Origin of the sequence: Methylocystis iwaonis, from assembly GCF_027925385.1 — a bacterium.
GTDB classification, from domain to species: Bacteria; Pseudomonadota; Alphaproteobacteria; order Rhizobiales; family Beijerinckiaceae; genus Methylocystis; species Methylocystis iwaonis.
Genome location: NZ_AP027142.1, coordinates 650,302 through 676,710 on the forward strand (window position 1 = coordinate 650,302; position 26,409 = coordinate 676,710).

The 26,409-nt window shown below is 64.3% G+C and carries 25 protein-coding genes; 13 read left to right on the forward strand and 12 right to left on the reverse strand.

The annotated features are described in order from the left end of the window. Window positions 1-74 precede the first annotated feature (74 nt). Window positions 75-1,238 (forward strand): hypothetical protein, encoded by a 1,164-nt coding sequence (locus QMG84_RS03120; protein ID WP_281930386.1) that lies wholly within the window; start codon window positions 75-77, stop codon window positions 1,236-1,238. Window positions 1,239-1,242: 4 nt separating this feature from the next. Here the strand turns inward: QMG84_RS03120 and QMG84_RS03125 are convergent, their stop codons facing one another. Then, entirely contained in the window at window positions 1,243-2,466 is a 1,224-nt protein-coding gene (locus QMG84_RS03125) for a carbohydrate porin (RefSeq protein WP_281930388.1), read from the reverse strand. A gap of 196 nt (window positions 2,467-2,662) precedes the next feature. Next, window positions 2,663-4,996 carry an ATP-dependent helicase gene (locus tag QMG84_RS03130; protein ID WP_281930389.1) on the reverse strand — a complete coding sequence of 778 codons (2,334 nt, stop codon included), beginning with the start codon at window positions 4,994-4,996 and terminating at the stop codon, window positions 2,663-2,665. A gap of 476 nt (window positions 4,997-5,472) precedes the next feature. On the opposite strand from QMG84_RS03130, the gene secE reads away from it, so the two are divergent. Further along, window positions 5,473-5,664 (forward strand): preprotein translocase subunit SecE, encoded by a 192-nt coding sequence (gene secE / locus QMG84_RS03135; RefSeq protein WP_165052574.1) that lies wholly within the window; start codon window positions 5,473-5,475, stop codon window positions 5,662-5,664. A gap of 27 nt (window positions 5,665-5,691) precedes the next feature. Further along, a complete protein-coding gene (gene nusG / locus QMG84_RS03140; RefSeq protein WP_165052571.1) occupies window positions 5,692-6,222 on the forward strand; it encodes a transcription termination/antitermination protein NusG in 531 nt (176 codons plus the stop codon). Between the two features lie 27 nt (window positions 6,223-6,249). Here the strand turns inward: nusG and QMG84_RS03145 are convergent, their stop codons facing one another. Continuing rightward, complete coding sequence (locus tag QMG84_RS03145; RefSeq protein WP_281930392.1) at window positions 6,250-6,666, reverse strand: hypothetical protein; 417 nt, start codon at window positions 6,664-6,666, stop codon at window positions 6,250-6,252. Between the two features lie 117 nt (window positions 6,667-6,783). Here QMG84_RS03145 and QMG84_RS03150 point away from each other — a divergent pair, with 117 nt between their 5' ends. From QMG84_RS03150 to rplA, 3 genes are all read left to right on the forward strand, one after another. Beyond that, window positions 6,784-7,839 (forward strand): helix-turn-helix domain-containing protein, encoded by a 1,056-nt coding sequence (locus QMG84_RS03150; protein WP_281930393.1) that lies wholly within the window; start codon window positions 6,784-6,786, stop codon window positions 7,837-7,839. A gap of 167 nt (window positions 7,840-8,006) precedes the next feature. Beyond that, window positions 8,007-8,453, forward strand: coding sequence for a 50S ribosomal protein L11 (gene rplK / locus QMG84_RS03155; protein WP_165052563.1), 447 nt, complete (start codon window positions 8,007-8,009; stop codon window positions 8,451-8,453). Between the two features lie 4 nt (window positions 8,454-8,457). Next, complete coding sequence (gene rplA / locus QMG84_RS03160) at window positions 8,458-9,162, forward strand: 50S ribosomal protein L1 (RefSeq protein ID WP_202074004.1); 705 nt, start codon at window positions 8,458-8,460, stop codon at window positions 9,160-9,162. 93 nt (window positions 9,163-9,255) lie between these two features. Here the strand turns inward: rplA and QMG84_RS03165 are convergent, their stop codons facing one another. The 6 genes from QMG84_RS03165 to QMG84_RS03190 form a co-directional block, all read right to left on the reverse strand. Then, window positions 9,256-9,540, reverse strand: coding sequence for a type II toxin-antitoxin system RelE/ParE family toxin (locus QMG84_RS03165; protein WP_281930395.1), 285 nt, complete (start codon window positions 9,538-9,540; stop codon window positions 9,256-9,258). Continuing rightward, on the reverse strand, window positions 9,537-9,809 hold the full coding sequence (locus tag QMG84_RS03170) for a ribbon-helix-helix domain-containing protein (RefSeq protein WP_281930397.1): 273 nt from the start codon (window positions 9,807-9,809) through the stop codon (window positions 9,537-9,539). Before QMG84_RS03170 ends, QMG84_RS03165 begins: the two co-directional genes overlap by 4 nt. A gap of 178 nt (window positions 9,810-9,987) precedes the next feature. Further along, window positions 9,988-10,311: a ComEA family DNA-binding protein gene (locus tag QMG84_RS03175; protein WP_281930398.1), complete on the reverse strand. Its 324-nt coding sequence runs from the start codon at window positions 10,309-10,311 to the stop codon at window positions 9,988-9,990. Window positions 10,312-10,431: 120 nt separating this feature from the next. Then, window positions 10,432-10,680, reverse strand: coding sequence for a hypothetical protein (locus QMG84_RS03180; RefSeq protein ID WP_281930399.1), 249 nt, complete (start codon window positions 10,678-10,680; stop codon window positions 10,432-10,434). Next, the gene (gene pth, locus QMG84_RS03185; RefSeq protein WP_281930401.1) at window positions 10,677-11,282 is read right to left on the reverse strand and encodes an aminoacyl-tRNA hydrolase; all 606 of its coding nucleotides are present in this window, start codon (window positions 11,280-11,282) and stop codon (window positions 10,677-10,679) included. The genes QMG84_RS03180 and pth overlap by 4 nt, the downstream gene beginning before the upstream one ends. Window positions 11,283-11,426: 144 nt before the next feature. Continuing rightward, window positions 11,427-12,047 carry a 50S ribosomal protein L25/general stress protein Ctc gene (locus QMG84_RS03190; protein ID WP_202073998.1) on the reverse strand — a complete coding sequence of 207 codons (621 nt, stop codon included), beginning with the start codon at window positions 12,045-12,047 and terminating at the stop codon, window positions 11,427-11,429. A gap of 217 nt (window positions 12,048-12,264) precedes the next feature. Between QMG84_RS03190 and QMG84_RS03195 the strand changes: the two genes are divergently transcribed. Then, window positions 12,265-13,482 carry a beta-ketoacyl-[acyl-carrier-protein] synthase family protein gene (locus QMG84_RS03195; RefSeq protein WP_281930403.1) on the forward strand — a complete coding sequence of 406 codons (1,218 nt, stop codon included), beginning with the start codon at window positions 12,265-12,267 and terminating at the stop codon, window positions 13,480-13,482. A gap of 344 nt (window positions 13,483-13,826) precedes the next feature. Continuing rightward, window positions 13,827-15,122, forward strand: a complete 1,296-nt coding sequence (gene murA / locus QMG84_RS03200) for a UDP-N-acetylglucosamine 1-carboxyvinyltransferase (RefSeq protein ID WP_281930405.1) — start codon at window positions 13,827-13,829, stop codon at window positions 15,120-15,122. A gap of 173 nt (window positions 15,123-15,295) precedes the next feature. Here the strand turns inward: murA and QMG84_RS03205 are convergent, their stop codons facing one another. After that, window positions 15,296-16,510, reverse strand: a complete 1,215-nt coding sequence (locus QMG84_RS03205) for an LL-diaminopimelate aminotransferase (RefSeq protein WP_281930408.1) — start codon at window positions 16,508-16,510, stop codon at window positions 15,296-15,298. 284 nt (window positions 16,511-16,794) lie between these two features. Between QMG84_RS03205 and ppc the strand changes: the two genes are divergently transcribed. Then, on the forward strand, window positions 16,795-19,587 hold the full coding sequence (gene ppc, locus QMG84_RS03210; RefSeq protein WP_281930409.1) for a phosphoenolpyruvate carboxylase: 2,793 nt from the start codon (window positions 16,795-16,797) through the stop codon (window positions 19,585-19,587). A gap of 150 nt (window positions 19,588-19,737) precedes the next feature. Here ppc and QMG84_RS03215 read toward each other — a convergent pair whose 3' ends face one another. Further along, window positions 19,738-21,552 (reverse strand): putative bifunctional diguanylate cyclase/phosphodiesterase, encoded by a 1,815-nt coding sequence (locus tag QMG84_RS03215; protein ID WP_281930411.1) that lies wholly within the window; start codon window positions 21,550-21,552, stop codon window positions 19,738-19,740. A 218-nt stretch (window positions 21,553-21,770) separates the two neighbouring features. On the opposite strand from QMG84_RS03215, the gene QMG84_RS03220 reads away from it, so the two are divergent. Then, complete coding sequence (locus QMG84_RS03220; RefSeq protein WP_202073990.1) at window positions 21,771-22,106, forward strand: rhodanese-like domain-containing protein; 336 nt, start codon at window positions 21,771-21,773, stop codon at window positions 22,104-22,106. On the opposite strand, the gene dgcA is transcribed toward QMG84_RS03220, so the two are convergent. Then, a complete protein-coding gene (gene dgcA / locus QMG84_RS03225) occupies window positions 22,107-23,090 on the reverse strand; it encodes an N-acetyl-D-Glu racemase DgcA (protein ID WP_281930413.1) in 984 nt (327 codons plus the stop codon). It abuts the gene before it with no gap. Between the two features lie 120 nt (window positions 23,091-23,210). Here dgcA and QMG84_RS03230 point away from each other — a divergent pair, with 120 nt between their 5' ends. The 3 genes from QMG84_RS03230 to QMG84_RS03240 are packed head-to-tail and all read left to right on the forward strand — an operon-like array spanning window position 23,211 to window position 26,069. After that, window positions 23,211-24,353 carry an ABC transporter permease gene (locus QMG84_RS03230; protein ID WP_281930414.1) on the forward strand — a complete coding sequence of 381 codons (1,143 nt, stop codon included), beginning with the start codon at window positions 23,211-23,213 and terminating at the stop codon, window positions 24,351-24,353. Window positions 24,354-24,363: 10 nt separating this feature from the next. Further along, the gene (locus QMG84_RS03235; protein ID WP_281930416.1) at window positions 24,364-25,170 is read left to right on the forward strand and encodes an ABC transporter ATP-binding protein; all 807 of its coding nucleotides are present in this window, start codon (window positions 24,364-24,366) and stop codon (window positions 25,168-25,170) included. 8 nt (window positions 25,171-25,178) lie between these two features. Further along, the gene (locus tag QMG84_RS03240) at window positions 25,179-26,069 is read left to right on the forward strand and encodes an MlaD family protein (protein ID WP_281930418.1); all 891 of its coding nucleotides are present in this window, start codon (window positions 25,179-25,181) and stop codon (window positions 26,067-26,069) included. Window positions 26,070-26,409: the final 340 nt, after the last annotated feature.

A 26,409-nucleotide genomic window follows, 5' to 3' on the forward strand; every position in this document is an offset into this window, starting at 1 on the left:
TCATTTTTGCGCCGCCTTAGGTTGCGGCGACTCGTCATTTGACCCGCGGCGCGCCGTCGCCTTACTCATAAGTTATGGAAGGATACGGAACCTTCGAGAATTTCTCGTTGTTCGGCGGTCCGCTTCACCGTTTGGCGGGGCGCCTGGGCCTCGTCCACAAGGGGAGGAGCGCGTTTGCGCTGGGACTGGCGCTGGGCTTGCTGTCCTGGTCGATCCTGTTCGCGTTGGCGTTGATCGAGGGGGTAGGCTCCAAGTTTTACTCGCTCTCGGTGATTGCCGCGCACGTCCGCCTACTGTTCGTCATCCCGTTGCTGTTCCTTTGCGAATCCTTACTCGACGTTCGACTGAGGGCGTTCGTCAGCCTGATCGTGCGTTCGGGCGTCGTTCCCAACAATGCGCTACCGGAGTTGGAGACTGAGATCGCGCGGACCAATCGGTGGCGAGACCATTGGCTTCCGGAAGCAATTTGCCTGCTGGCGACTGTGCTGTTGACTGTGGTCGCGGCGCAGATGCGCCTCTCTGGAAGGACCACGGGATCGGAGCTCGGCTACGCCATCAGCGAGTTTCGGCTGGCCGGCCTTTGGTATTGGATGGTCTGCCTGCCGCTCGTTCGTTTCCTGCTGTTTCGGTGGCTCTGGCGGATCGCGCTCTGGTGGTGCTTCCTCTGGCGGTTGGCGAAGCTGAAACTCCACCTCGCGCCCGCTCATCCAGATGGAGCCGGCGGGCTCGGATATCTGGAAGTCGCGCAGACCTACTTTTTCCCATTGGTCCTCGCGATCTCGGCGCTTATGTCCGCGTCGTTTGCGGAAGAGATTTCGTCTGGAATATCGGTTTTCGAGGCAATCTACCCCGCGCTTGCGATCACTCTGATCCTGGACCTTGTGCTGGTGTTGTTTCCCCCGTGTTTTTTCGCCTTCAAACTCAGGGTTTGCCAAGAGAGGGGCTTAAGCGACTATTCGGTGTTGGCGGCGCGTTACGTCAATGACTTCGACAGGAAATGGCTGAGCGCGCCCGGCTCCCAGGCCGAACCCTTGCTCGGCACCGCCGATTTGCAGTCGCTGGCTGATTTGTCGAACAGCGTCGCAATCTTGCGCAATATGCGGCTCGTTCCGGTAAGCACGCGTCTAGTGATAACCGTCATGGTCGCCGCGCTGCTGCCAATGGTCCCGTTGTTTCTGTTCAAATACCCCGTGGCGGAGTTGGTCCAAAAGATTGTCAGCAAATTAGCTGGCCTATGAGAGCCTATAGCTTAGTTTGCAAACGCAACGCCATGTACGTCTCTCGTTGTTTGGCCGGGTTCCAGGGATCGATCAATTGCAGATCGGCCGACAGGCGGAGCCAAGGCGTGATCGCAAGATTATAGAAAGCTTCCACGCCCCCCTCGCTGCGTCTTCTCACGTCAAGCGCCTCCAACGCGCTCAGCAACGGCTTGGTCAGCCCATAGTGAAAGAAGCCGACGCCCCAACGGTCGTTCTCGCGCCCCTCGATCAGATTATTCCCCGCAAGGCCCACGAGAACGCTCCATTTGACCGGGTTGGGGTTTCCGTCAGAAAGGGTCCCGAGCGTAAACAGCCCCCAACCGACCGACGGTTTATCCCTACTTTGAAAGAGGTTTTGCTGGAGCGCGTAAGAACTGAACCAATATCCTTTCTTGGTGATCACGGGACCGCCCACCGCCGCTAATAGGCGCTCCTGCGGGACGTCGTTCAGGTCTATGCCGCGCGCGTTGCTATAGGCGGCGCGGAGCGTATGAAACCCGCGAAGACCGAAAATCTCTGTTGGGATGGTCACTGAGCCGCCGACCGCAAGGCCTTTTTCGAAGGGGTGTTCGATGACTTGCGGATTCTGCGCGCTGCGCGGATCGACGACAAGCAGCGTCAAGGTTGCCGGCGCAGTCTTGAACGTCACAGCGCCGCCGATGAGGTAAGGCGCGGAGACGACGACCCTGTCGGCGGCTCCGCCTCGGACGGCGGTGTAGGCCACCCCGGTCGATGGCAAAGCGAAAGCCCTGTTCATGAAAGTGTCGATGCCGCCGCCGCCGAGGAGCGGCGTCTGGGATGCGATCGTCATCATGTTGAACTTGCCGGCGCTGACGGAGACGTGCTCGCCGAAATCTTGCGTAACGGAGACGGAAAGCGCCGAGTGGTAGCCTTGCTTATTCACATAGGCTTGAGCGGTGTTGACGGGAAGGAGCGCGTTGTCCCTGCGGTTTATGTTATCGCCGAAATAATGCTCGTATTGCGCGCTGACGTGGAAGCCCGGCCACAGGCCGAGTTTCTCCGCATCGATCTTTAGAAAGGCGTCGACTTTGCCGCCATAGAACCATGTTTGGCTCGCGTCGCCGGCAATCTGGCCCTGATAGAACTGCGTCACCCAAACATCAGGCGCGACGCCAAAGCGGCGCAATTGCGCCTTGGGGCCATCGGGCGTGTCGGTCAGGGAAGATTGCGTGGCCAAGGACGACAAGGCGTCTTCTGCGCGCGCATGGAATGTCGATGCCGCGAAAAGCGCTGGTATCGCAAGCGCGACCCTTGGAAGAGATCTTCTGATCACCAGGCTCTCCCGATTTGCGCCGCTCCGAGAATCTTACTCCATTAGTCAAAATGGCCCTTCTGATGGCCGGCCTGCTTGTATTTTCGGGATCGGCGTTACCTTTCGGCCACTACCCCGCCTGGAGAAAACTCTCCAGCACCATCTTCCGCCCGGCCTTGTCGAAATCCACGGTGCACTTATTCCCATCCACCGCTGCGACCGTGCCCGGCCCAAACTTCAAATGAAACACCCGCGACCCCGCGCCATATCGCGCATTGGTCGATGAGCGGGCGACGACCTCGCCTTCGATCGTCATCGGCTGTTTGGCGCGCGGGCGCGACTCGCGCATCGGCTCGGCGCGCGGCGTCGTGGCGCCCGCCTTGGCGCGCTTCCAGCCTGGCGTCGAATAATCCGAGCCATAGACATCGAGATTGGCGAAGCGCGAGACCGCATAGCCGCCATATTGCGAGGCGCTCGGCGCCTCGACCACTTCGACATGGTCCGAGGGCAGATTATCGACGAAGCGTGACGGCACTGTCGGTTGCCATAACCCCCGAATGCGGCGGTTGCTCGCGAAAAATATGCGCGCCCGGCGTTTCGCGCGCGTGACGCCAACATAGGCGAGGCGGCGCTCCTCCTCCAATCCCGCGCGGCCCTGCTCGTCGAGCGAGCGCTGATGCGGAAAGAGCCCTTCCTCCCATCCCGGCAGATAGACGGTCTCGAATTCGAGGCCCTTCGCGGCGTGTAGCGTCATCACCGAGACGCGCGCCTGCTCCTTGCTTTCCTCGGTTTCCATGACGAGCGAAACATGCTCGAGAAAGGCGGCGAGGTCGGGAAATTCCTCCATCGCGCGCACGAGTTCTTTCAGGTTTTCGAGCCTCCCGGCGGCTTCCGGCGTCTTGTCGTCGCGCCACATTTGCGTGTAGCCGGATTCATCCAGCACCATTTCGGCGAGCTCGTGCTGCGGCTTCGAATCGATCAGATTGCGCCAGCGCTCGAAATCCGCCACGAGGCTTTTCAACGCGCCGCGCGGCTTGGGCTTCAGCTCCTCCGTCTCGACGAGAAAACGCGCCGCCTGCATCAGCGGAATGCGCTCGCGCCGTCCATATTCGTGCAGCAATTGCACGGTCGCGTCGCCGAGGCCGCGCTTGGGCGTATTGATGATGCGCTCGAAGGCGAGATCGTCGGAAGGCTGCCCGACGCAGCGAAGGTAAGCGAGCGCGTCGCGGATTTCGGCGCGCTCATAGAAGCGCGGGCCGCCGATAATGCGATAGGGCAGTCCGATCTCAACGAAGCGCTCTTCGAACTCGCGCATCTGGAAGGAGGCGCGCACGAGAATGGCGATCTCTTCGAGCGAATGGCCCTTGCGCTGCAATTGCTCGATGTCCTCGCCGATGACGCGGGCTTCCTCCTGGCTGTCCCAGACGCCGGTGAGCGTCGGCTTCTCGCCCTCTTCGCCATCGGTGAACAGCGTCTTGCCGAGGCGCCCTTCATTGTGCGCGATCAGATGCGAGGCGGCGGCGAGAATGTGCCCTGTCGAGCGGTAGTTGCGTTCGAGCCGCACAATCTTGGCGCCGGGGAAGTCCTGCTCGAAGCGCAGGATGTTTTCGACCTCCGCGCCGCGCCAGCCATAGACGCTTTGATCGTCGTCGCCGACGCAACAGACATTGCGGCGCCCCTGCGAGATGAGCCGCAGCCAGAGATATTGCGCGACGTTGGTGTCCTGATATTCGTCGACGAGAATATATTTGAAGCGCTTCTGGTAATCCGCGAGCACGTCGGGGTTCTCGCGAAAGAGCCGCAGCGTCTCGAGCAGCAGATCGCCGAAATCGACGGCGTTGAGGATTTTGAGGCGCTCCTGATAGAGCGCGTAAAGCGCGCCGCCTTTGCCATTGGCGAAACTCTCGGCCTCGCCCGCCGGAACTTGCGCCGGCAGAAGGCCGCGATTCTTCCAGCCGTCGATGCGCATGGCGAGCGCGCGGGCGGGCCAGCGCTTGTCGTCGATGTTTTCGGCCTGCAACACCTGCTTGAGCAGGCGGATCTGGTCGTCCGTGTCGAGAATGGTGAAATTGGGCTTCAGTCCGACAAGCTCGGCGTGGCGGCGCAGAATTTTCGCGCTGATGGCGTGAAAGGTGCCGAGCCATTGCATGGCCTGCGCGCCGTCGCCGACGAGCATTTCGACGCGCTCGCGCATCTCGCGCGCCGCTTTGTTGGTGAAGGTGACGGCGAGGATCTCATAGGCGCGCGCCTGGCCCAGCGCCATGATATGCGCGATGCGCGTGGTGAGCGCGCGGGTCTTGCCGGTGCCGGCGCCGGCAAGGACGAGCACGGGGCCGTCGAGCGTTTCGACCGCGGCGCGCTGCTCGGGGTTGAGACCGTCGAGATAGCGCGGCCGTTGCGCCGCCGCGGCGGCGCGGGCGGCGAGCCCGCCGGCTTGCGGCGCGTAATCGTCGAAATCGGTCAACCCTTTGCTCCTTCTGATTCCTCAGACGAGCATATAGGAGAACGGAAGGCGAATCACGAATAAGGGAGTCTCCTTCTCCCGCGCGCGGGAGAAGGTGGCCCTCGCGTCAGCGAGGGTCGGATGAGGGCCGGGCCAGCGTTCTGGAAGGTCGGAAGTTGGGGGCAACTCTGAGGCAACGGCCGAAGCATTTTTTGGCCGGCATAGCTTGGCGAAGCTGGCGGACAGCCTAATCGGGCTCACAGCGCGCCGTCTCGCGTCTGGTTCGCCCTCATCCGACCCGGCTTCGCCGGGCCACCTTCTCCCGCAGGCGGGAGAAGGAGTCATGCTGCCAAGCTTAGGATTCATTTCCCTCTTGGCGATCAGCCCCCGACCCGCTATAAGGCCCTCTAACGTGGCGCGTGGCCGGAAGGTCCCGCGCCGCGACTGTTTTACGGCGCGCGTTCTTTTGCGGCGCCACAGGCAAGTCAGGCAAGCGAATGGTCAACCCGTTTACGTTCCTGCAGGAAGTGCGCACCGAGGCGAACAAGGTCACCTGGCCGACCCGCCGCGAGACGATGATCACGACCGGGCTCGTGATCCTCATGGTGCTGTTCGCGAGCCTTTTCTTCGTCGTCGTCGATTCCGCTTTGCGCTTCGGCGTCGGCCTGCTGCTGCAGGCCGGCCAATAATTCTTTTAAAGGAGCTGAGCGCGCCCCATGGCCATGCGCTGGTATATCGTCCACGCCTATTCGAACTTCGAAAAGAAGGTCGCTGAGTCGATCCGCGAAGGCGCCGCCCAGCGGGGCCTGGCCGAGGCTTTCGAGGAAATCCTCGTGCCGACCGAGCAGGTCGTCGAGGTGCGCCGCGGGCGTAAGGTGTCGACCGAGCGCAAGTTCTTCCCCGGCTATGTGCTGGTGAAGTGCAATCTGACGGACCCGGTGTTCTCGCTCATCAAGAACACGCCGAAGGTCACAGGCTTTCTCGGCGCCGACAACAAGCCCATGCCCATCTCCGAAGACGAGGCGATGCGGATCAAGGGCCAGGTCGCCGAGGGCGTCGAACGTCCCAAGGCGACGATTAGCTTCGAGGTCGGCGAGACGGTGCGCGTCGCGGACGGCCCCTTCGCCTCCTTCAACGGCCTGGTCGAGGAAGTCGACGAAGCCCGCTCGCGCCTCAAGGTGGCGGTCTCGATCTTCGGCCGCCCGACGCCTGTCGAACTGGAATTCGGTCAGGTCGAAAAAGTCTGACGCAGCGGGAGCTCGCGAGGGGCGGCGTCAGATCGCGGTCAGGGCCGCCGCCGCAATCATCCATCCTGCGGCTGCGAAGCCGACTGTGGTCGCGACGCAGCTCAGCAACATCCAGGCGAGGAACGCGCCGGGCGGCGACACGACATAGCTGGGCCGGAGCGCGCAGACGAGAAAGCCCGCCGGGTTGAAAAAGGCCCCGAAACAGGCGCTCGCGACGACCCATCCCGGGGGGACGACCGCAAGCAGGCGGAACAGTCCGAAAAAGACAAATAAGAATAACGCCATCATCAGATAGTCGATGTGCGATTTCAGCAGGTCTTTGATATTTGGAATCCAGCGGGACGCCGCGCCGCTTCCTTTCGCCGTAATGAGGAGCAGCCATGCTTCGATGAGCGCGACGAAGAGACAGGCAGAGGCGCTGAGGGCAAAAGCGGCAAGCGGCATCTAAGTTCCTTTCCGAACTGGCGTGGCTGAGCTAGGTCTGCAGTATGGCCCCTTTCGCAGCAGTCAGCTTGCATGGACGCGCGGAAAGACTTGACCCCAGGCGCGAAGCGACCGTTCATGTCGCTGCCCTCGAACTCCTGCGGTGTATCGATGGAAGCGAGCGATCTACGCTTCGATTTGCCTGGCCTTTCGCTGGAGCAGCGGTTGCGGCGGTGGCGGGACGCCGTCGGCGACCATCTCGTCGATGTCGACATGCGCGCTCCGAGCGACGCGCCGGTCCGCGAGGCCTTCACGGGCTCGATGACGGTTCATCCATTTCAGGACGGGTCGCTCACCCTTGTCGACGCGGCGTTCCAACGCCTGGATCGCACGGCAGAGCGTATCCGACGCGCGTCGACGGAGACGGCCTTGCTTACCCTCATTCTCTCGGGGGAATGCCGCATCTCTCAGCGCGACCGCGTCGCGCGCCTTGGGCCCGGCGATCTCTGCCTTTATGAAAGCGTGAGCCCCTATCGGCTCGAGGTCGCGGCGCGCACCCGCGCTATTGTCGTGACCGCCGACCGCGCGAGCGTCGAAGCGGCGCTCGGCGATCTTCGTCCTTTCGTCGCGGCGCCTTTGTCGTCCGCATCCGCTCCCGGCGGGTTGGCGGCGAATTACTGGAATGACCTTGTTTTGCGGCTGCCGGCGCTCGACCCGATGAGCGCGCGCCGACTCGTCGCGGCGGGTCTCGAAATCGTTTCCGCGGGCCTTGCCGTCACATATGGCCATGCGCAGCCGGCTGGCGCGGCGCTGACCTTGCGCCGGGCCAGGGCCTTTATTGCCGGGAATCTTCACCGTGAGTCTTTGAGCGGGAAAATGGTCGCCACGGCCGTCGGATTATCCGAGCGCAGGCTTCAGGAGCTCTTTCAGCAGGACGGCGCGACGCTCTCCGGCCATATTCGGCGGGCGCGCCTGGAGGCGGCGCGCCAACAGCTTGCCGATCCTGCTTTCGAGCATGTTCCAATCGGCCGGGTCGCCGACAATTTCGGTTTCCCCGACGCTGCGCATTTCAGCCGCGCCTTCCGGGCGAGATTTGGGGTGAGCCCGAGAGAAGCGCGCGCGGCGTCTCCCGAAGAGCGGAACGGGTTGCGCCGCATGCGAAATGATTTGCCTTCCCGCTCCAGTCCGCTATAAGACCGTCAGCCCTCCCTCAGAGGGCTTTTTTCGTTCCTCTAACAGGAACGAAAACCGACGTGGCGGGTCCGCCCTGACGCCATCGGGGAGAACGGATCGGACCACGGACTGCAACCGATGGCCCGCGTGCGTAAGCATGCGGCGTCGTCATTCGTTGGAGAAAGCAAATGGCGAAGAAAATTGCCGGCTACATAAAGCTGCAAGTGCCGGCCGGCGCGGCGAACCCCTCGCCGCCGATTGGTCCCGCGCTCGGTCAGCGCGGTCTGAACATCATGGAGTTCTGCAAGGCGTTCAACGCCAAGACGGCGCAGATGGAGAAGGGGACGCCGATCCCCGTCATCATCACCGCCTATCAGGACCGCTCCTTCACCTTCGAGATGAAGCAGCCGCCGGTCTCCTTCTTTCTGAAGAAGGCCGTTGGCCTCAAGATCGGCAAGAAGCCGGCCTCGGGCTCGAAGACTCCTGGCCGTAACGTCGTCGGCAAGGTGACGCAGGCGCAGATTCGCGAGATCGCAGAAAAGAAGATCGTCGATCTCAACTGCGCGTCGATCGAATCCGCAATGTCGATGATCGCCGGCTCCGCCCGCGCGATGGGCCTCGAGGTGGTGGAGTAAGATCATGGCGCATATCGGAAAACGCATCGCCAAGGCCCGCGAGGGCATCGAGCGCACCAAGCTCTACGGGGTCGACGACGCTGTAAAGCTCGTGCGCAGCCGCGCCACGGCCAAGTTCGACGAATCGGTCGAGATCGCCATGAACCTCGGCGTCGACCCCAAGCACGCCGACCAGATGGTCCGCGGCGTGGTCAATCTGCCGAATGGTACGGGCCGCGTGTTGCGCGTCGCCGTCTTCGCGCGCGGCGCCAAGGCGGATGAGGCCAAGGCCGCCGGCGCCGATGTGGTGGGCGCCGAGGATCTGGTGACGACGGTGCAGGGCGGTCAGATCGATTTCGATCGCTGCATCGCCACCCCGGACATGATGCCGCTCGTCGGCCGTCTCGGTAAGGTGCTCGGCCCGCGCGGCATGATGCCGAACCCGAAGGTCGGCACGGTGACTATGGACGTCGCCGGTGCGGTGAAGGCCTCCAAGGGCGGCGCGGTCGAGTTCCGCGTCGAGAAGGCCGGCATCGTGCAGGGCACGGTGGGCAAGGCTTCTTTCGACGAGGGCAAGCTCGTCGAGAACATCAAGGCCTTTGTGGACGCTGTCGCCAAGGCCAAGCCGCAGGGCGCCAAGGGCACCTATATCCAGCGCGTCGCCATCAGCTCGACCCAGGGTCCGGGCGTGAAGGTCGACGTCGCAACGCTCGGCGCCACCGGGGCGTAAGGGCTCATTACCCGATTAGAGAAAAGCCGGCAGGGAAACCTGCCGGCTTTTCGTTTTTCTGCTGAGGCGCTGATCAGGAGCTCGGGGCCTCGGCTATAGGAGCTCCTGCCATTTCCGCGCGCCGTGGAGAACGCGCACAATCTCGACGCCGTCATCAACTTCACGATAAGCCAGGAGATAGTTGCCGGAGGCGAAGACACGTAGGTCAGGCCGGATTTCAGGGCGGGCGACGCCCATCTTCGGCATTTCAGCGAGACGTTGGCAGGTGCGATGGAGGCCTTCGAACCATCGAAGCGCCGCCGAGGGACTGTCCTCGGCAATGTATGAAACGATCTCTTCGATATCGCGTTCGGCCCGAGGCCGAAGCTTGAAACTCATTTCTGAGGGAACTTAGGCGAGAGGTCCGCCCTCAGTCGGGCGAAAGCCTCCTCGCCGTCGTTCGCAGGACCGCTTTCCATCCCTTCATCCCAAAGCCGCCCTAATTCGGCAATTGCCTGCTCGCGCTGCTGTCGGCGCAGCTTCCAATCCCGCAGCGCTTCGCGCATCAGCTCACTGGCCGAGGCATATTCGCCGGTTTCGACGGCCTCTCGCATCATTGCCGCCATTTCCGCCGTCACGGCCACGCTGATTTTTTCGACCCTGCCCATCGCGCAGTTCTCTCCTTGCCGTGATGGTAGGGAAAATTACCACCGCTTTCAACGGACCCACAGCGCAATCCCGGGCGCTCTCTCGAGCCTGGCGGCCCGAACCGCCGGAATTCACTCGGAGCTTGCGTCTCAAACAAAAGCGCCCGCCGAACCGGCGGGCGCTTGCTCTCCATCCGTCTCAGCGGACGATCAACTGGTCCTTTACCTGGGTGAGAACCTCGCCGGTGACGATCTTCTTCGCCGCCAGCTCGTCGACCTGTTTGAACGGGCGCGCCTTTACGATGGCTTCGGCGATCGTCTTGTTGAAGCCCTTCACCTCGGAGAGCTGCTGGACGGTCGCGGTATTGAGGTCCAGGCGCTGGGCTTCGGCCGCCATTTTGGCGGAGGGCGCCTGAGTCATGGTCGCGACCGGGGCGGACGTCGTGGGCTTGGCGACCGGCGCTTCGGCGAGGGCCGGGGCGGCGGCGAGGAGGGCGGCGGCGAGAAGAAGATTGCGGATCATCGCTTGAAACTCCTGGTGATCGAGATCGTGTCTCGATGGATTGGAGTTTCGTTCAAACCGGCTGAACAGCCGCTGAGGGTGCCGTTCAGCCGCCGTTTAACAAAGTGGTCTCGATGGCCGTTACTTGGTTTTGCGGCAGGCGGGGTCTTTCGGCACGCAGGCGATGCCCGGCAACGAGCAACCCTCGCGCGTGCAGACGATGCAGCCGTCGCTCCATTCCCCGCACTCGGGGTGATCGTCGCCGAATACGGGCACGGGTTTTTGCGTCGCGTGGGACGGCGCGGCCGTGTCGGGCGCAGCGGGCGGCGTCTGCGCGACGGCGGCGGGGACGATGAAAACCACCAGCAGCGCGACCAGCCGAAGGCTCATTTTTCGCCGACCCGCTTCACCGTGTCGAAGCCCTTGGCCTCCAGGGCGAGATGCAGCTTGCTTTGCAGTCCGTTGTCGTCGCCTTTGACGAGCAGCGGCGCATTGTCGGCGATGGCGTCGCAGAGCGCCTCGACCCAGGGCTCCTCGCTTTTGCCGAAGTCGTTCAGCACATAGCCATGCACCAGCGCCTTATCGCCGGGATGGCCGATGCCCATGCGCACCCGCTTGTAGTCGTTGCCGACATGGGCGGTGATGGAGCGTAGCCCATTATGGCCGGCGACGCCGCCGCCGATCTTGATGCGGCATTTGGCCGGCGCGAGGTCCAGCTCGTCGTGGAAGACGACAATGTCGCCAACGGGAATTTTATGGAAGCGCGCGGCCTCGCCGACGGAACGGCCGCTCTCGTTCATATAGGTCTGGGGCTGGAGCAGCAGCACTTTCTCGCCGCCGATATTGCCTTCGCTCACGAGGCCCTGGAAGCGGGCGCGGGCGGCCGCAAAGCCGTTGCGACGGGCGATGGCCTCGAGCGCCATGAAGCCGATGTTATGGCGGTTTTTGGCGTATTGGCGGCCGGGGTTGCCGAGGCCGACGAAGAGCAGCATGGGATTGGTCCTAACGCTCTCCCCTTCTCCCGCTTGCGGGAGAAGGCGTCGCGCGGAAGGCGCGTCGGATGAATTACCCTCACCCGACCCTCGCTGATGCGAGGGCCACCCTCTCCCGCGCACGGGAGAGGGGATTTGTCGTAATTACTTCTTGCCCTTGGCGGGCGCGGCGGCGGCCGGAGCCGCTTCCTCTCCGCCGCCGGCCGGCGGGGCGAGGCTCGCCACGGTGAAGTTCTTGTCCGGATTCGTGGGCTTGCAGCCCTCGGGCAGCGGGATCTGCGACATGCCCAGCGAATCGTTGAAGTCCATGCCGGCCAGATCGGCGACGATCGCCTCCGGGATGTTGTCGGCCGGCACGTACATCTCCACCGCGTGATACACGATGTTGAGCGAGCCGCCGCGCTTCAGACCAGGCGACGTTTCCTGGTTGATGAAGTGGACCGGCACGTTCACCTTGAGGCGCGAGCCGGGCTTCAGACGCAGGAAATCGACGTGGATCGGGAAGTCGCGCACGACGTCGAGCTGGTAGTCGCGCGGAATGGCGCGCTCCTTCTTGCCGTCGATCTCGAGCTCGAAGATCGTCGTGAGGAAGTGGCCCGCGAAGATCAACTGAGTCGTGACCTTCTTGTCGAGCGACAGCGGTAGAGGCGCTTCGCCGCCGCCATAGAGCACTGCTGGAATACGGCCCTCACGGCGAACGCTGCGGGCGGCCCCCTTGCCGGTCCCGCTGCGCACCGTGGCCGCGAGCGTTTTCATCTCGGCCATTTTCGGTGTCCTTTAGAAAAAGAAAAAGCGCCGCTGGCCTCCAGGGGTGTCGGAAACGCAGGCGCTGAGCGGGAGCTTATAGGGGAGGGGCGCGGTTGAGGCAAGGCGGATGCGTCAACGCCTCGCTTGCGTCGAATCGCCGACCGCCTTTAACAGGATTGATATTGCGTAGTTGAGGGCGGGACCACAACAGGGGGCTACGGGGGGATCAGGCTTCATGACAATAAACCAATCGCGCCGCCGGGTCGTCGTTACCGGCATGGGCGCCGTGTCGGCGGCGGGCGTCGGGGCGCAAGCCCTGTGGGCGGCGGCTCGGGACGGCGTGTCTTGCGTCCGGCCGCTGAAGCTCGCGCGACCCTATCAGGGCCGCATCAAGATCGCGGCGCAGGTCCCGGACTTTGATGCGTCCGCGCATATCGAGCCAGAGCTGCTGCCCTATTGCGACCCTTTCACCCAATACGCCATCGTCGCCGCCGACGAGGCGGTCGCCCAGGCGGGTTTTGCGCGCAAGGAGATCGGCGGGCCGCGCACGGCTGTCGTCATCGGCACGGGCATCGGCGGGGCCCATACGATCGACGACACCTCCTACCATGAGTATGCCGAGGGCGTGCGTCCCGAGACGCTCGCCGTGCCGCGCCTCATCCCGAGCGCCGCGCCGACGACGCTCGGCATGCGCTACGGCGCCAAAGGCCCGACATTCGCGCTTGCCTCCGCCTGCTCTTCGGCGACTCAGGCCATCGGCGAGGCGTTTGAAATGCTGCGGGCCGGCCGCGCCGATCGCGCCGTCGCCGGCGGCGCCGAGGCCTGCGTCATCAACGGCTCCATGCGCGCCTGGGAAGCGCTGCGGGTGCTCACCCCCGATTTCTGCCGGCCCTTCTCGATGAAGCGCAACGGCATGACGCTCGGCGAAGGCGCTGCGGTCTTCATCCTGGAAACGCTGGAGTCGGCGCAGGCGCGCGGCGCGACGCCGCTGTGCGAGCTTGCTGGCTACGGTACGACGAGCGACGCTTTCGATCCGCTGCGCGCCGATGTCGAAGGCCCGGCGCGTTGCATGCGGCTCGCGCTCGAGAGCGCGGGGATCGAGCCCTCGGCGGTCGATTATCTGAACGCCCATGGCACAGCGACCTACGCCAACGACATCACCGAGTCCGAAGCCATGCGCGCCGTTTTCGGCGACCGGCCGCCGCCGGTTTCCTCGACCAAGCCAATTCACGGCCATGCGCTGGGCGCCTCGGGCGGTCTGGAGCTTTGCGTGACGATCAGCGCCCTGCGCGACCAGGTTGCGCCGCCCACGATTAATTTCGTGGAGGCCGACCCCAAATGCCTGGTCGACGCCATCCCCAATGAGGCGCGCAAAATGCCGATCCGTGTGGCGCTCTCGAATTCCTTCGCTTTCGGGGGGATCAACGGCACGCTGGCCGTGAAGGCGATGTAAACAGGGCGGCCTGGACCGCGAGCCTTCAGGCTCGCAGGCAAAAGGCGAGCCTGAAGGCTCGCGGTCCAGGCCGCCCTGCTCCGCGCGCCGCCGCGCTTGCCACCCCTGCCGCAAAGGCCTAGGAAGGCCCTTGCTTTCTATCATGGTTGACGAGCGATGACGGAACAGGGGAAAGAGCCCGACCGCGCCCCAAAAGAGGCGGATTCCGGCTCGAAAACTGGCAAAGCCGGAACCAAGAAGAACGCCGCCGCGCTTTCCGCGGCGCTCCGCGCCAATTTGGCGCGCCGCAAAGCTCGCGAGCGGGCGCAGAAGGCGGCCGCGCAAAAAAGCGATAGCGAGGATTAATGGATAAGATCAAAATCACCGGCGGCGCGCCCTTGAACGGCGTCATTCCGATTTCCGGCGCCAAGAACGCCGCGCTGCCGCTGATGATCGCCTCGCTCCTCACCAAGGAAACGCTGACGCTCGAAAATATGCCGCAGCTTGCAGACGTCACGCAGCTCGAGCGCATTCTCGGCAATCACGGCGTCGATTTCACCATCTCCGGGAAGCGCGCGACCGACACGGAAAATTCCGGCCGCACGGTGCATTTCACAGCGCGCGACATCGTCGACGTCACTGCGCCCTATGAGCTTGTATCGCGCATGCGGGCGAGCTTCTGGGTCTTCGCGCCGCTGCTTGCCCGCATGGGCGAATGCCGCGTATCGCTGCCGGGCGGCTGCGCCATCGGCACGCGGCCGGTCGATCTTCTGCTGATGGCGCTCGAAAAACTCGGCGCCAATATCGAAATCGAGAACGGCTATGTGGTCGGTAACGCCAAGGACGGGCTCGTCGGCGCAGAGATCGACTTTCCCAAAGTCACGGTCGGCGGCACCCATACGGCGCTGATGGCGGCCTCGCTCGCGCGCGGAGCCACGGTGCTGCGCAACGCCGCGCGTGAGCCGGAGATCGTTGACCTGGCCGAATGCCTCATCAAAATGGGCGCGCGCATCAGTGGCGCAGGAACCTCGACGATCGAAATCGAGGGCGTGACGTCTCTTGGCGGCGCGCGCCACGCCGTGATGCCGGATCGGATCGAGACGGGCACTTACGCGATGGCTGTAGCGATGACCGGCGGCGACGTGTTGCTTGCGGGCGCGCGCGCCGACAGCCTGCAGGCGGCGCTCGATGCGCTCAGTGAATCAGGCGCGACGATCACCGAGACGAATGAGGGCTTGCGCGTCTATCGCAACGGGGCGGGCATTTCCCCGGTCGACGTGGAGACCGCGCCTTTCCCGGCCTTCCCGACGGATTTGCAGGCGCAGTTCATGGCGCTGATGACCCGCGCCCAGGGAACGTCGCGCATCCGCGAGACGATCTTCGAGAACCGCTTCATGCATGTGCAGGAGCTTGCGCGTCTCGGCGCGCGCATCAAGCTCGAGGGTGACACGGCGATCGTGACCGGCGCCGATCACCTCGATGGCGCGCAGGTGATGGCGACGGACCTTCGCGCCTCCGTGTCGCTCGTCATCGCGGCGCTCGCCGCCCGCGGCGAGACGACGATCAATCGCGTCTATCACCTCGATCGCGGCTTCGAGCGGCTGGAGAAGAAGCTCTCCGGCTGCGGCGCGCAGATCGAGCGCGTCAGCGGGCAGGGGTAGGACGCCTCTCCGTCATTGCGAGCGAAGCGACGCAATCCAGAGCCGTGACATGGCTCTGGATTGCTTCGTCGCTTACGCTCCTCGCAATGACGGTCTCTGGCCAGGGTGGGGATGTGCGCGCCTGAAGGCGCGCGGTCCTGGCGGGATCGGACCGCGAGCCTTCAGGCTCGCAATCACCCCCGCGCCGCGAGCGGCACGACATTGTGCAGTTGATCCGCCGAGTCGAAGAAACGGCGCAGATTGCGCGCGGCCTGGCGAATCCGTTGCTCGTTCTCGACCAGCGCCAGACGCAGATACCCTTCGCCATGCTCGCCGAAGCCCTCGCCCGGCGCGACGGCGACGTCCGCCTTTTCGATGAGAAGCTTCGAGAATTCCAGGCTCGACATCGAGCGGAAACGCTCCGGCACAGGCGCCCAGGCGAACATCGACGCGCTTGGCGCCGGGATCGGCCAGCCGGCCTGGGCGAAGCTCTCGACCATCACGTCGCGGCGTTTCTTGTAGATGGCGCGCATCTCTTGGATGCAATCGTCGGGGCCGTTCAGCGCCGCCGTCGCCGCCACCTGAACAGGCGTGAAGGCGCCATAGTCGAGATAGCTCTTCACGCGCGCGAGCGCGGCGCAGAGCCGCTCATTGCCGACAGCGAAGCCCATGCGCCAGCCGGCCATGGAGAAGGTCTTCGACATGGATGTGAATTCGGCAGTCACGTCGATCGCGCCCGGCACCTGCAGCACGGAGGGCGGCGGATCGTCGTCGAAATAGACTTCCGCATAGGCGAGGTCCGAGAGGATGAAAATCTCGTGCTTCTTCGCGAAGGCGACGAGATCCCTGTAGAAATCGAGCGAGGCGACCTCCGCCGTCGGGTTCGACGGATAGCAGACGATCACCGCGATGGGCTTGGGGATCGAATGCGCCATGGCGCGCTCCAGCGCCGGAAAATAATCGGGCGTCGGCGCCGAGGGCACGGAGCGGATGACGCCGCCCGCCATCAGGAAGCCGAAGGCGTGGATCGGATAGGAGGGGTTCGGCACGAGCACGACGTCGCCCGGCGCGGTGATCGCCTGCGCCATATTGGCGAAGCCTTCCTTGGAGCCGAGCGTCGCGACGATCTGCGTCTCGGGATCGAGCTTCACGTTGAAACGACGCGCATAATAGCCGGCTTGCGCCCGGCGCAGCCCGGCGATGCCCTTGGAGGCGGAATAACGATCGGTGCGCGCCTTGCCGGCGGTCTCGACGAGCTTGTCGACGACATGCTTGGGGGCGGGCAGGTCGGGATTACCCATGCCCATGTCGATGATGTCGGCGCCGCCGGCGCGGGCTTTGGCCTTCAGCCGGTTCACTTGCTCGAAGACATAAGGAGGCAGGCGCTTGATGCGATAAAAATCCGACATTCTGTCATTGTTCCGGGGGAAGGTCGCGAGACGGAGAGTTTAGCCGATTTGGGCGGCGTGCGGGAGGGGGCGCTTTTTACGCGGCGAGAGCCCGGGTTCCGGCGGCGGAGAAAGAGCGGCGCGCGAATCGCCTGGAGCCTGGCGGCACAAGTTCTTGTGGAAATTGGCCCTTGCGTTCATTTGTCTGAAAGACTGTCTCTTTCCGTGCACGTCGAAAACTGGCGCAGGGCCTGCTATAGCAGCAGCGATCCCCGGGGTGGGGCGTTTCGTTTCAAGGGTAAATCATGCAGCTCGACGCACAGAGCAAGGAAGCGCCGGCAAAGATCCCGGTCGAGCCGGAGGCGAAGACCGAGAAGCCTCTCGGCGAGGATATTCGCCTCCTCGGGCGTCTGCTCGGCGAGGCTGTGCGCGAGCATGAGGGCGACGAGGCCTTCGAGCGTATCGAGACCATCCGCCGCCTGTCCGTCGCGGCCAGCCGTAACATGGATCAGGACGCCGCCGCGAAGCTCGACGCTTTGTTGCGTTCGCTCACGGCCAAGGAGGCGACGTCGGTCATTCGCGCCTTTAGCTATTTCTCGCATCTCGCCAATATCGCCGAGGATCTGCACCCGCTCAAAGAACGCGCCCGCGCGCTCGCCGACGGCGGGACGCTCGACGAGCCGAGCCTCGCGCGCTCGTTTTCGCATTTGCGCAAGGCGGCGATCGGGCCCGGCAAAATCGCCTCGGCGCTGTCGCGCGGCTGGATTTCGCCCGTGCTCACCGCCCATCCGACCGAGGTGCGGCGCAAAAGCCTGCTCGACGCGGAGCGCGCCATTTTCACGCTGCTCGCCGCTCATGAGAATCTCAAGGGCAAGGAGCGTACGCGCAACGAGATGGAGCTGCGCGCCCGCGTCACGCAATTGTGGCAGACCGAGCTTCTGCGCGAGTCGCGCCTGACCGTGCGCGACGAGATCGAGAATTCTCTATCCTATTACCGTTCCACCTTCCTGCGCGAGATTCCGAGGCTCTACGGCAATATCGAATCGAAGCTCGATGGGCTGCGCGTCCCGCCCTTCCTGCGCATGGGCGCCTGGGTCGGCGGCGATCGCGACGGCAATCCCAACGTCACGGCAGATTCGCTCTCGACGGCGCTGCGCATGCAATGCGAGACGGCCTTGCGCTTCTATCTTGCCGAGGTGCATGCGCTCGGCGCCGAGCTGTCGATCTCGCGGCGCTATGGCGGCGCGACCAAGGCGCTCGAGGATCTTGCGGCGCGTTCGGGCGACGATAATCCGCATCGCGACAACGAGCCCTATCGCCGTGCGCTGATCGGCGTCTATTCGCGTCTCGCCGGCACGCTGGAGAAGCTCACGGGCCAGCAGGCCATGCGTCATGCGCTGGCGCCGGGCGAGCCCTACGCCAATAGCTGGGCTCTCCTCGCCGATCTCGTGACGATCGACGAATCGTTGCGCGTCCATCACAGCGAAGTGATCGCCTCGCAGCGCCTGGAGCCGTTGATCCGCGCCGTGGAAGTCTTCGGCTTCCATCTCGCGACGCTGGACCTTCGCCAAAGCTCGGACCGTCACGAAGAAACGCTCTCGGAGCTTCTCTCGGCGGCGCGCGTCGCGGAAGACTACGCCGCGCTGCCCGAGGCCGAAAAGCAGCAGCTTCTCATGCGGCTCCTCTCCGACCCGCGTCCTGTGCGTTTGCCGGATCGGGTCTATAGCGACCGCACGATGAGCGAACTCGAGATTTTCGAGCGCGCGGTCGAGATGCGCCGCCTCTATGGCGACGAAGCGATCCGCCATTACATCGTCAGCCACACCGAAACCGTGAGCGACCTTCTGGAAGTGCTGCTTCTGCAGAAGGAGTGCGGCCTGATGCGCGGGACGCTCGATCCGCGCGACGCGGAGGCGGTGGCGGCCGATCTCATCATCACGCCGCTGTTCGAGACCATCGGCGATCTGCGCAACGCGGCGCCGATCATGCGCGAATTCTACGCGCTGCCGGGCATCCACCGGCTCGTCGTCAATTCCGGGGCGCAGCAGGACATCATGCTGGGTTATTCGGACTCCAATAAAGACGGCGGCATTCTCACGAGCATTTGGGAGCTCTATCGCGCCTCGACCGCGCTCGCTGACGTTTTCGCCTCCATTCCCAATGTCGCCATGCGGCTCTTCCATGGGCGCGGCGGAACGGTTGGGCGCGGCGGCGGCCCGAGCTACGACGCCATTCTGGCGCAGCCGCCGGGCACGGTGAACGGCCAGATCCGCCTCACCGAACAGGGCGAGGTGATCGCGGCGAAATACGCCAATCCGCAGATCGGCCATGTCAATCTGGAGCTGCTCGTCGCCGCGACATTGGAGGCGACGTTGCTCTCGCAGCACAAGGCGCCCGCTCCGGAGTTTCTGGAGATCGCGGAAGAATTGTCGCGATCCGGCATGGCCGCCTATCGCGGCCTCGTATATGAGACCGACGGCTTCGTGGATTATTTCTTCGCCTCGACGCCGATCACCGAAATCGCTTCGCTCAACATCGGCTCGCGCCCGGCGTCGCGAAAGCCGTCGCGCAAGATCGAGGATTTGCGCGCGATCCCCTGGAGCTTCTCCTGGGCGCAGGCGCGCGTGGCCTTGCCGGGCTGGTATGGTTTCGGCTCGGCGATCGCGACTTATCTCGAAGAGGATCACAAGACGCGTCTCGAGCTGTTGCAGCGCATGGCGGCGGAATGGCCCTTCTTCCGCTCGCTGCTCTCCAATATCGATATGATCCTGTCGAAGACCGATCTCCAGATCGCGCGGCACTACGCCGAGCTTGTCGAGGATCGCGCTCTGGCGCAGCGCATTTTCGCGATGATCGAGGCCGAGCATGCGCGGTCGATCGACGCGCTGACGCAGATATTGGGCACGACGGAGCGGCTTGCCGACAACCCGGCGCTGGCGCGCTCCATCCGCCAACGCTTCCCCTATATCGCGCCGCTCAATTACATCCAGGTCGAGCTGATCCGCCGCCACCGCGCCGGCATGATCGACGACGAGATTCGCGAGGGCATTCTGATGTCGATCAACGGCATCTCGGCCGGCCTGCGCAACACGGGCTGACGCCCCCGCGGGCTATCGCTTGAAATCCTATCGCTCGCCGTCATTGCGAGGAGCGTAAGCGACGAAGCCATCCAGGGCAGCTATAGCGGCCCTGGATTGCTTCGCTTCGCTCGCAATGACGGGCGGCTCGTCATTCAAACCGAAATCGTACTATTTGGCCGCGGTCCGCTTGTCGTCGAGCGTGGGACGCTCTGCCGCCCGGCCGTAAAGCGCGCCTTGAAAATATTCGACGCCCCAGTCGCGCAGGATGCGCGCGGTCGACTCGTCCTCCACCCATTCCGCCACAACCTCGAGAGAGAGATGGCGCGCGAGGTCGATCAGCGTGCGGACGAAGAAACGGTCGTCCTGTGAGTTGGTGATATTCTGGATGAAGGCGCCGTCAATCTTGACGATGTCGAAGTCGAGGTCCCGCAGATTACGGAAGGAGGTATGCCCCGCGCCGAAATCGTCCATCGCGACTTTGACGTTCAGTTCCTTGCAAACGGCGATGAGGTTCCGCGTCGTCTCGAAATCCTCGATCAGGCTCGTTTCGGTGATTTCGACGATCAGCCTGTCCGAGACGGACGGGTTCATCGCGATCGCCGCCTTGAGGCGCTCCGGCCATTCCGGATCGAGCACGGTGAGCACCGAGCAGTTCACCGAGACGCGCAGTTGAGGGTCGGCGGCGAGCCGCTCCAGAGCAAGCTCCATGACGCGCTGATCGAGCAGACGCACGAGCCCGGCCTTTTCCGCGACAGGCAGCAGCGCCGCGGGCGACGCCACGGTCCCATCCGGCAGACGTATCCGCAGCAACGCCTCGTGGAAGGCGACTTCGCCCGTCGCGGCGTGGACGATCGGCTGAAATGCGAGGTCGACGCGGCGCTCGTTGAGCGCGGAGACAATACTGTCGGCGACCTGCAGCGAGCGTAGCCGCGCGTCCTCGCGCGCGAGCGACGCCGTATAGGCGACGAAGCGCTTGCCATTGTTCTGGCGCGCCACGTCGAGCGCCTCCTCGGCGCGCTGCAAGAGCACATGGGGGACTCGCCCCTCGCGCGGCCCGATGACTCCGCCGATGCGGATCGAGGCGGGAATCGGCCCCGCGGATGTCTCGAAGGGCGCGCCTTTGACGAGGTCGAGCAAGCGCTGGGCGGCGAAAAGCGTTTCGTCGGCGTCGCAGTTGTCGAGCACGAGAGCGAATTTATTGCCGGCGTGGCGGGCCACCACGTCGCAGGCGCGCACATTCTCGCGCAGGCGCCGCGCGAGGCTCGCGATGACCTCGTCCCCGGCGTCATATCCATAGGTGCGATTCAGAGCGAAGAGATTTTCCAACGCGACCAGCAGCACGGCGAACGGCTTGCGCGAGCGTTCCGCCTGTTGGAGGAAGCGGGCGATATGCTCGCCGAGCTGGGCGCGGTTCAAAACGCCCGTCAACGGGTCGATCTGCGCGCCCAGCGCGAGCTTGCGCTCCATCTCGTGACGTTCGGTGACGACCCGCACGACGCCGTAAGCGCGCGCCGGCTTGCCGGTCGGGCCGGCGAACCAGCGGCCGGTGTCCTCCACCCAAACGAGCGGCCCTTGCCCGAGCTCACGCGGTTGGGCGAGGGCGTAGACCACCTGATAGGGAACGCCTTCTCCTGTGTCCGTTTTGCCCGACTGGATGATTGCGTCGTAGCGCGAGGCGCCGCTTTCCCGCGCGACCCGCTCGCCATAGCCTAATCCGGTGTCGAGGGCTTCGCTGGCGATGGGCCCGAGGGTTTCGCCGAGATTCGGGCCCCAGGTCAGGCGATCCGTGCCGATCTCCCAGTCATAGACGACTTCGCCGATCGACGACAAAATCTCCCTAGGGTCGGGACCGGCGACAGGCGCGGCGGCGACCGGGGGGGCGGGAAGCTCCCGCGTCACGAGCGGCGTTTTGAGAATGGATGAATGAAGGGCGTTCGCAGCAGGCGCCTCCAGGCCGCGGTTTGCGATATGGCGCAATTGCATTTTTGGCGGACCTTCGGCGCTGTTTTCGGGTCCTCCACTGTGGCCTCGAAACGTAAATGCCACGTTGCGGCTTGTGCTGAATTTTGAGGCGGATTCCCTCAGCCGGCTCTCATAGCCCGGTTTGTGCTTAAGAAATCCAGCCGCCCGCCCTCTCTGGACGGAAGGGCCGCCCGCATGCGATTGGTCCCGTAGATCTGAAATCTCTGGAGTCGAAGCTCATGAACGCCTCTCCCTTCAACGACATCGGCCTCGACGCGCTCAAGGCGGGTCTCGCCGACGGCTCGATCCTTCTCGTCGACGTCCGGGAGGCCGACGAATATACCGCCGGCCATATCAAGGGGGCGCTGTTCAACCCGCTCTCGCGCTTCGACCCGACGAAGCTCCCTGTCGCGGGCGCGGGTCAGAAGGTCGTCATTTACTGCCGTTCTGGCCGGCGTTCGGTTTCGGCCATGGAGCAGGCCCGGCTCGTCGGCCGGCGGGACTGCAACACCCATTTCGGCGGCGGCATCCTCGCCTGGCTCAACGCCGGCCAGCCGGTCGAGCAGGGAATGTAATCATCCCCACAGCGCGGCGGGCGGCGGCGTCATGGTCGAGCCCTCGTAGACGAGGCCCGGCTGCCGGTCTCTGGCCAGAAGCAATGGCCCGTCGAGATCGACGAAAGCCGCCATCTGGCCGATCAGCATCGCCGGGGCCATGGCGAGCGACGTCCCCACCATGCAGCCCGCCATGATCTCGAATCCCATTTGGCGGGCCGCTTGCGCCATGGCCAGGGCCTCGGTGAGGCCGCCGGTCTTGTCGAGCTTGATATTGACCGCGTCGTAGCGGCCCCGGAGCGCCTCGAGGGACGCCGTCTCATGGGCGCTTTCATCCGCGCAGATGGGAATCGGCCGGGGGATTTCCGCCAACATGCCGTCCTGTCCGGCCGGCAAGGGCTGTTCGATCAGCGCGACGCCATGGCGCGCGCAGGCGTCGAGCTGCGCGACCAGCGTCTCCTCGCGCCACGCCTCATTCGCGTCGACTATCAACTGCGCATGCGGCGCCCCCTCGCGGACGGCGGCGAGCCGCGCGTCGTCCCCCTCGCCGGCGAGCTTCACCTTCAGAAGCGGCCGGTCGGCGGCTTTGAGCGCGGCCATGCGCATCTCCTGCGGCGTTCCGACCGATAGCGTAAAGGCGGTGACGAGCGGCGAGAGGCGCTCGAAGCCCGCGATGGCGGAGGCAGGCCGGCCAGATTGCTTGGCCTCCAGATCCCACATGGCGCAATCGACGGCGTTGCGCGCCGCGCCCGCTGGCAGCAGCCGTTGCAAGACGGCGCGGTCGGCGCCTGCTTCGATCTCGCCGCGCACGCGTTCGATCGCGGCGACGACGCTCTCGACGCTCTCGCCATAGCGGGCGTAGGGGACGCATTCGCCGCGCCCGATGGCGTCGCCGGCGCGCAGCGTCGCCGTGACCACCTGCGCCTGCGTCTTGGCGCCGCGCGAGATGACGAAGCGTCCGGCGATGGGATAGGCTTCGACGGCGAGAGTCATCTCGATGCGCAAAGGCGTCTCCGGGGGCTCGTAGGTCGGCTCATGCTGTGCGCTTGCGCGCTTGTCGACCGCATGTCACGAAGTTAAGACCATTTGCAAGCTCAGGCTGAATCGCCTTCCGAACGAGGCCACATGGCAGTCGACGCCGCCCAGATTCCACCGGACGTCTCGCCCCGCGAGGGCGGCGCGCGGCTGGCGCTCGCGGGCGATTGGACCCTCGCTGCCTCCCGGCGGCTCGAGAACAAAGCGCAGGAGGTCGTCGATTTCGGCCGCCGCAGCGACTTCGTGACGATCGACCTTTCCGGCGTCTCTCGGCTCGACACCGCCGGCGCCTGGCTGATCAATCGCGCCCGTCGCACGCTCGCAACATCGCATGTCGGCGTCGCGCTCGAACATGTGCGCCCCGAGCACGGCATATTGCTCGAGGAAGCCGCCTACCGCGATTTCGAAGCGCCGGGGCGCAAGCCTTGCCCGCTCGCGCTGGAGCTTCTGTCGGATATCGGCCGCGCCATCGTCTACAGCCTGAAGGAGTTCTACCGGGGCGTCGCCTTCCTGGGCGAATTCGTCGCGGTGTTGGGTTATCTCGCGACGCATCTGCGCCGTTTCCGTGGGACGTCGCTCGTCGCGCATATGGAGCTGATCGGTCTGCGTAGCGCGCCGATCGTTATCCTCATCAATCTTCTCGTTGGCGCCATTGTCGCGCAGCAGGGCATTTACCAGCTCATCCGGTTTGGCGCGACAACCTACGCCGTCGACCTGATCGGCATATTGGTGCTGCGCGAGCTCGGCGTCCTGCTCACATCCATCATGATCGCGGGCCGCTCGGGCTCGGCCATCACCGCCGAGATCGGCTCCATGAAGATGCGCGAGGAGATCGACGCGCTGCGGGTCATGGGCCTCTCCGTCATCGAAGTGCTCGTCGCGCCGCGCGTGCTGGCGCTCGTCCTGTCGTTGCCGATCCTGACCTTCATCGCCGATATGTCGGCGCTCTTTGGCGGCATGCTGGTTTCCTGGGGCTATGGCGGCATCAGCCCCGCAGCTTTTGCCTCACTGCTCAAGGAAGCGATCGGGTTCAACACCTTCATGGTCGGAATCATCAAAGCGCCGTTCATGGCGCTGGTCATCGGGCTGATCGCGATGATCGATGGGCTGGCGACGCAGGGCTCCGCCGAATCGCTTGGCCGGCAGGTGACCTCCTCCGTGGTGAAATCGATTTTCATGGTCATCGTGCTCGATGGCCTCTTCGCTATCTTTTTCGCCTCGATTCATTATTAGCCGGGCCTCTATGAGCTTTTTCGACAACAATGGCCCGGGCGGAGCGACAGCCGACGTCATCATCAGCGTGCGCGACCTCATCGTCGGCTTCGGCGACAAGGTGGTGATGAAGGGGCTCGATCTCGACGTCTATCGCGGCGAGGTGCTCGGCTTCGTCGGCGGTTCGGGGCAGGGCAAATCCGTGTTGACCCGCGCGATTTTGGGCCTCGTTCCGACCCGTGGCGGCTCCATCCGAATTTTCGGCAGGGATCGCGACTCGCTGGCGCCGGCTGAAAGGCGGGCGCTCGAGCAGCGCTGGGGCGTTCTGTTCCAGAACGGCGCGCTGTTTTCCGGCCTCACCGTGAAGCAGAACATCCAGATGCCGATGCGCGAGACCCGCGATCTCTCGCCCCGGCTGATGGATGAGCTCGCCATGCTCAAGCTCGACCTTGTGGGGCTGAAACCCGACGCGGCCGACAAATTTCCGTCGGAATTATCGGGCGGCATGGTCAAGCGCGCGGCGCTGGCCCGCGCATTGGCGCTCGACCCCGAACTCGTCTTTCTCGATGAGCCGACATCCGGCCTCGATCCGATCGGCGCGGCGGAATTTGACGAACTAATTGGGACGCTGCAGAAAACGCTCGGGCTGACGGTGTTCATGGTCACCCATGATCTCGACAGTCTTTACGCGATTTGCGACCGGGTCGCGGCGCTCGCCGATGGCAAAGTGATTGCGGCGGGGCCGCTCGACACCCTGCTGGAATCGGATCATCCCTGGCTCAGGGCTTATTTTCACGGGGCGCGCGGCGGTCGATTCGCCGCGAAGGGTCCCGACTGAAGAGGACGATGATGGAAACCCGCGCCAATTACGCCCTGATCGGCGCCTTCACGCTGGCGACGATTTTTGCGGCCTTCTGTTTCGTCTTCTGGTTTTCCGGGCCGAGCCAGGTCGGAAAGCAGGACGCCTATCAGATCGTCTTCGAGGGGTCCGTTTCCGGCCTCTCGCGCGGGTCTTCCGTGCTGTTCAACGGCGTGAAGGTCGGCGAGGTCACCCACATCGCCATTTCCGACAACGATCCCAGCAAGGTCGACGTTCTGGTGAAGATCGACGAGCATACGCCGGTGAAAGCCAATACGCGCGCCCGGCTGGAGACGCGCGGCTTCACAGGCGTCGCCGACGTGCTGCTGGTCGGCGGCACGCCCGGCGCGCCCGATCTCGTCGCGGAGGAGGGGCGTCGCTACCCGCAGATTCAGGCCGAGCGCTCCGAAAACGTGCAGTCGCTATCGACCAAGGCCGCCGCGCTGATCGTGAAGCTCGACGCGCTTCTCGACGACAACAAGGACACGATCCGGGGCACGCTGAAAAACGCGGAAGCTTTCACCAAGACCCTCTCGGACAACTCCGACCAAATCTCGGCCTTCATCAAGGACGCCGCCGACGCCGCTCATTCGTTGAAGCCCGTCGCGGCGCGGCTCGACCGCTTCCTGGCGGCGGGCGAGCAGACGCTGAAGGCGCTCGACCCCAAGCAGCTCAAGGCGATTACGGGTAACGTCGCCAGCGCTTCGACCAATATCAAAAATTTCTCGACGAACGGCCTCAAGCAATATGAGCAGCTCGCGGTCGACGCCCGTAAAGCGATCGACACGCTCGACCAGGCGATCAAGTCCATCGAGCGCGACCCCTCGCAATTCATCTGGGGTCCGTCGCAGACGACGCCTGACTATCGCGCCCGCTGAAGCTGAATCGAAAGCCCGTCACTGCGAGCAAAGCGAAGCAATCCAGGGCGGCGATGCGGCCCTGGATCGCTTCGTCGGCGCCGTCTCCTCGCAATGACGGCGGTAATTTCCGAACTGCGCGAGCGTCGGGGACGGGGCTGAACCAATCGACCGGGTCTCGTTGACCAAGCCCCCATGCAGGCTGTTCAAACGGAGCGCTTCTTTCCGCAAAACGCTACCAACTTTCGCGGAATGCGCTCCAAGCGCGGCTTTGTCTTCTTCGCTCGGCGGCGCTAGATAAGCCAAAGCCGCGCGGGCTCGGGCGGGTAGGCGAAGGGGCGGCGTCCAGGCATGGGGCGAG

Excerpts from the sequence above, each read along its gene's own strand:
- QMG84_RS03120 (WP_281930386.1), top strand. The coding sequence starts at position 75 with ATGGAAGGATACGGAACCTTCGAGAATTTCTCGTTGTTCGGCGGTCCG.
- secE (WP_165052574.1), top strand. The coding sequence starts at position 5,473 with ATGGTCAACCCGTTTACGTTCCTGCAGGAAGTGCGCACCGAGGCGAAC.
- nusG (WP_165052571.1), top strand. The coding sequence starts at position 5,692 with ATGGCCATGCGCTGGTATATCGTCCACGCCTATTCGAACTTCGAAAAG.
- QMG84_RS03145 (WP_281930392.1), bottom strand. The coding sequence starts at position 6,666 with ATGCCGCTTGCCGCTTTTGCCCTCAGCGCCTCTGCCTGTCTCTTCGTC.
- QMG84_RS03150 (WP_281930393.1), top strand. The coding sequence starts at position 6,784 with ATGTCGCTGCCCTCGAACTCCTGCGGTGTATCGATGGAAGCGAGCGAT.
- rplK (WP_165052563.1), top strand. The coding sequence starts at position 8,007 with ATGGCGAAGAAAATTGCCGGCTACATAAAGCTGCAAGTGCCGGCCGGC.
- rplA (WP_202074004.1), top strand. The coding sequence starts at position 8,458 with ATGGCGCATATCGGAAAACGCATCGCCAAGGCCCGCGAGGGCATCGAG.
- QMG84_RS03165 (WP_281930395.1), bottom strand. The coding sequence starts at position 9,540 with ATGAGTTTCAAGCTTCGGCCTCGGGCCGAACGCGATATCGAAGAGATC.
- QMG84_RS03170 (WP_281930397.1), bottom strand. The coding sequence starts at position 9,809 with ATGGGCAGGGTCGAAAAAATCAGCGTGGCCGTGACGGCGGAAATGGCG.
- QMG84_RS03175 (WP_281930398.1), bottom strand. The coding sequence starts at position 10,311 with ATGATCCGCAATCTTCTTCTCGCCGCCGCCCTCCTCGCCGCCGCCCCG.
- QMG84_RS03180 (WP_281930399.1), bottom strand. The coding sequence starts at position 10,680 with ATGAGCCTTCGGCTGGTCGCGCTGCTGGTGGTTTTCATCGTCCCCGCC.
- pth (WP_281930401.1), bottom strand. The coding sequence starts at position 11,282 with ATGCTGCTCTTCGTCGGCCTCGGCAACCCCGGCCGCCAATACGCCAAA.
- QMG84_RS03190 (WP_202073998.1), bottom strand. The coding sequence starts at position 12,047 with ATGGCCGAGATGAAAACGCTCGCGGCCACGGTGCGCAGCGGGACCGGC.
- QMG84_RS03195 (WP_281930403.1), top strand. The coding sequence starts at position 12,265 with ATGACAATAAACCAATCGCGCCGCCGGGTCGTCGTTACCGGCATGGGC.
- murA (WP_281930405.1), top strand. The coding sequence starts at position 13,827 with ATGGATAAGATCAAAATCACCGGCGGCGCGCCCTTGAACGGCGTCATT.
- QMG84_RS03205 (WP_281930408.1), bottom strand. The coding sequence starts at position 16,510 with ATGTCGGATTTTTATCGCATCAAGCGCCTGCCTCCTTATGTCTTCGAG.
- ppc (WP_281930409.1), top strand. The coding sequence starts at position 16,795 with ATGCAGCTCGACGCACAGAGCAAGGAAGCGCCGGCAAAGATCCCGGTC.
- QMG84_RS03215 (WP_281930411.1), bottom strand. The coding sequence starts at position 21,552 with ATGCAATTGCGCCATATCGCAAACCGCGGCCTGGAGGCGCCTGCTGCG.
- QMG84_RS03220 (WP_202073990.1), top strand. The coding sequence starts at position 21,771 with ATGAACGCCTCTCCCTTCAACGACATCGGCCTCGACGCGCTCAAGGCG.
- QMG84_RS03230 (WP_281930414.1), top strand. The coding sequence starts at position 23,211 with ATGGCAGTCGACGCCGCCCAGATTCCACCGGACGTCTCGCCCCGCGAG.
- QMG84_RS03235 (WP_281930416.1), top strand. The coding sequence starts at position 24,364 with ATGAGCTTTTTCGACAACAATGGCCCGGGCGGAGCGACAGCCGACGTC.
- QMG84_RS03240 (WP_281930418.1), top strand. The coding sequence starts at position 25,179 with ATGATGGAAACCCGCGCCAATTACGCCCTGATCGGCGCCTTCACGCTG.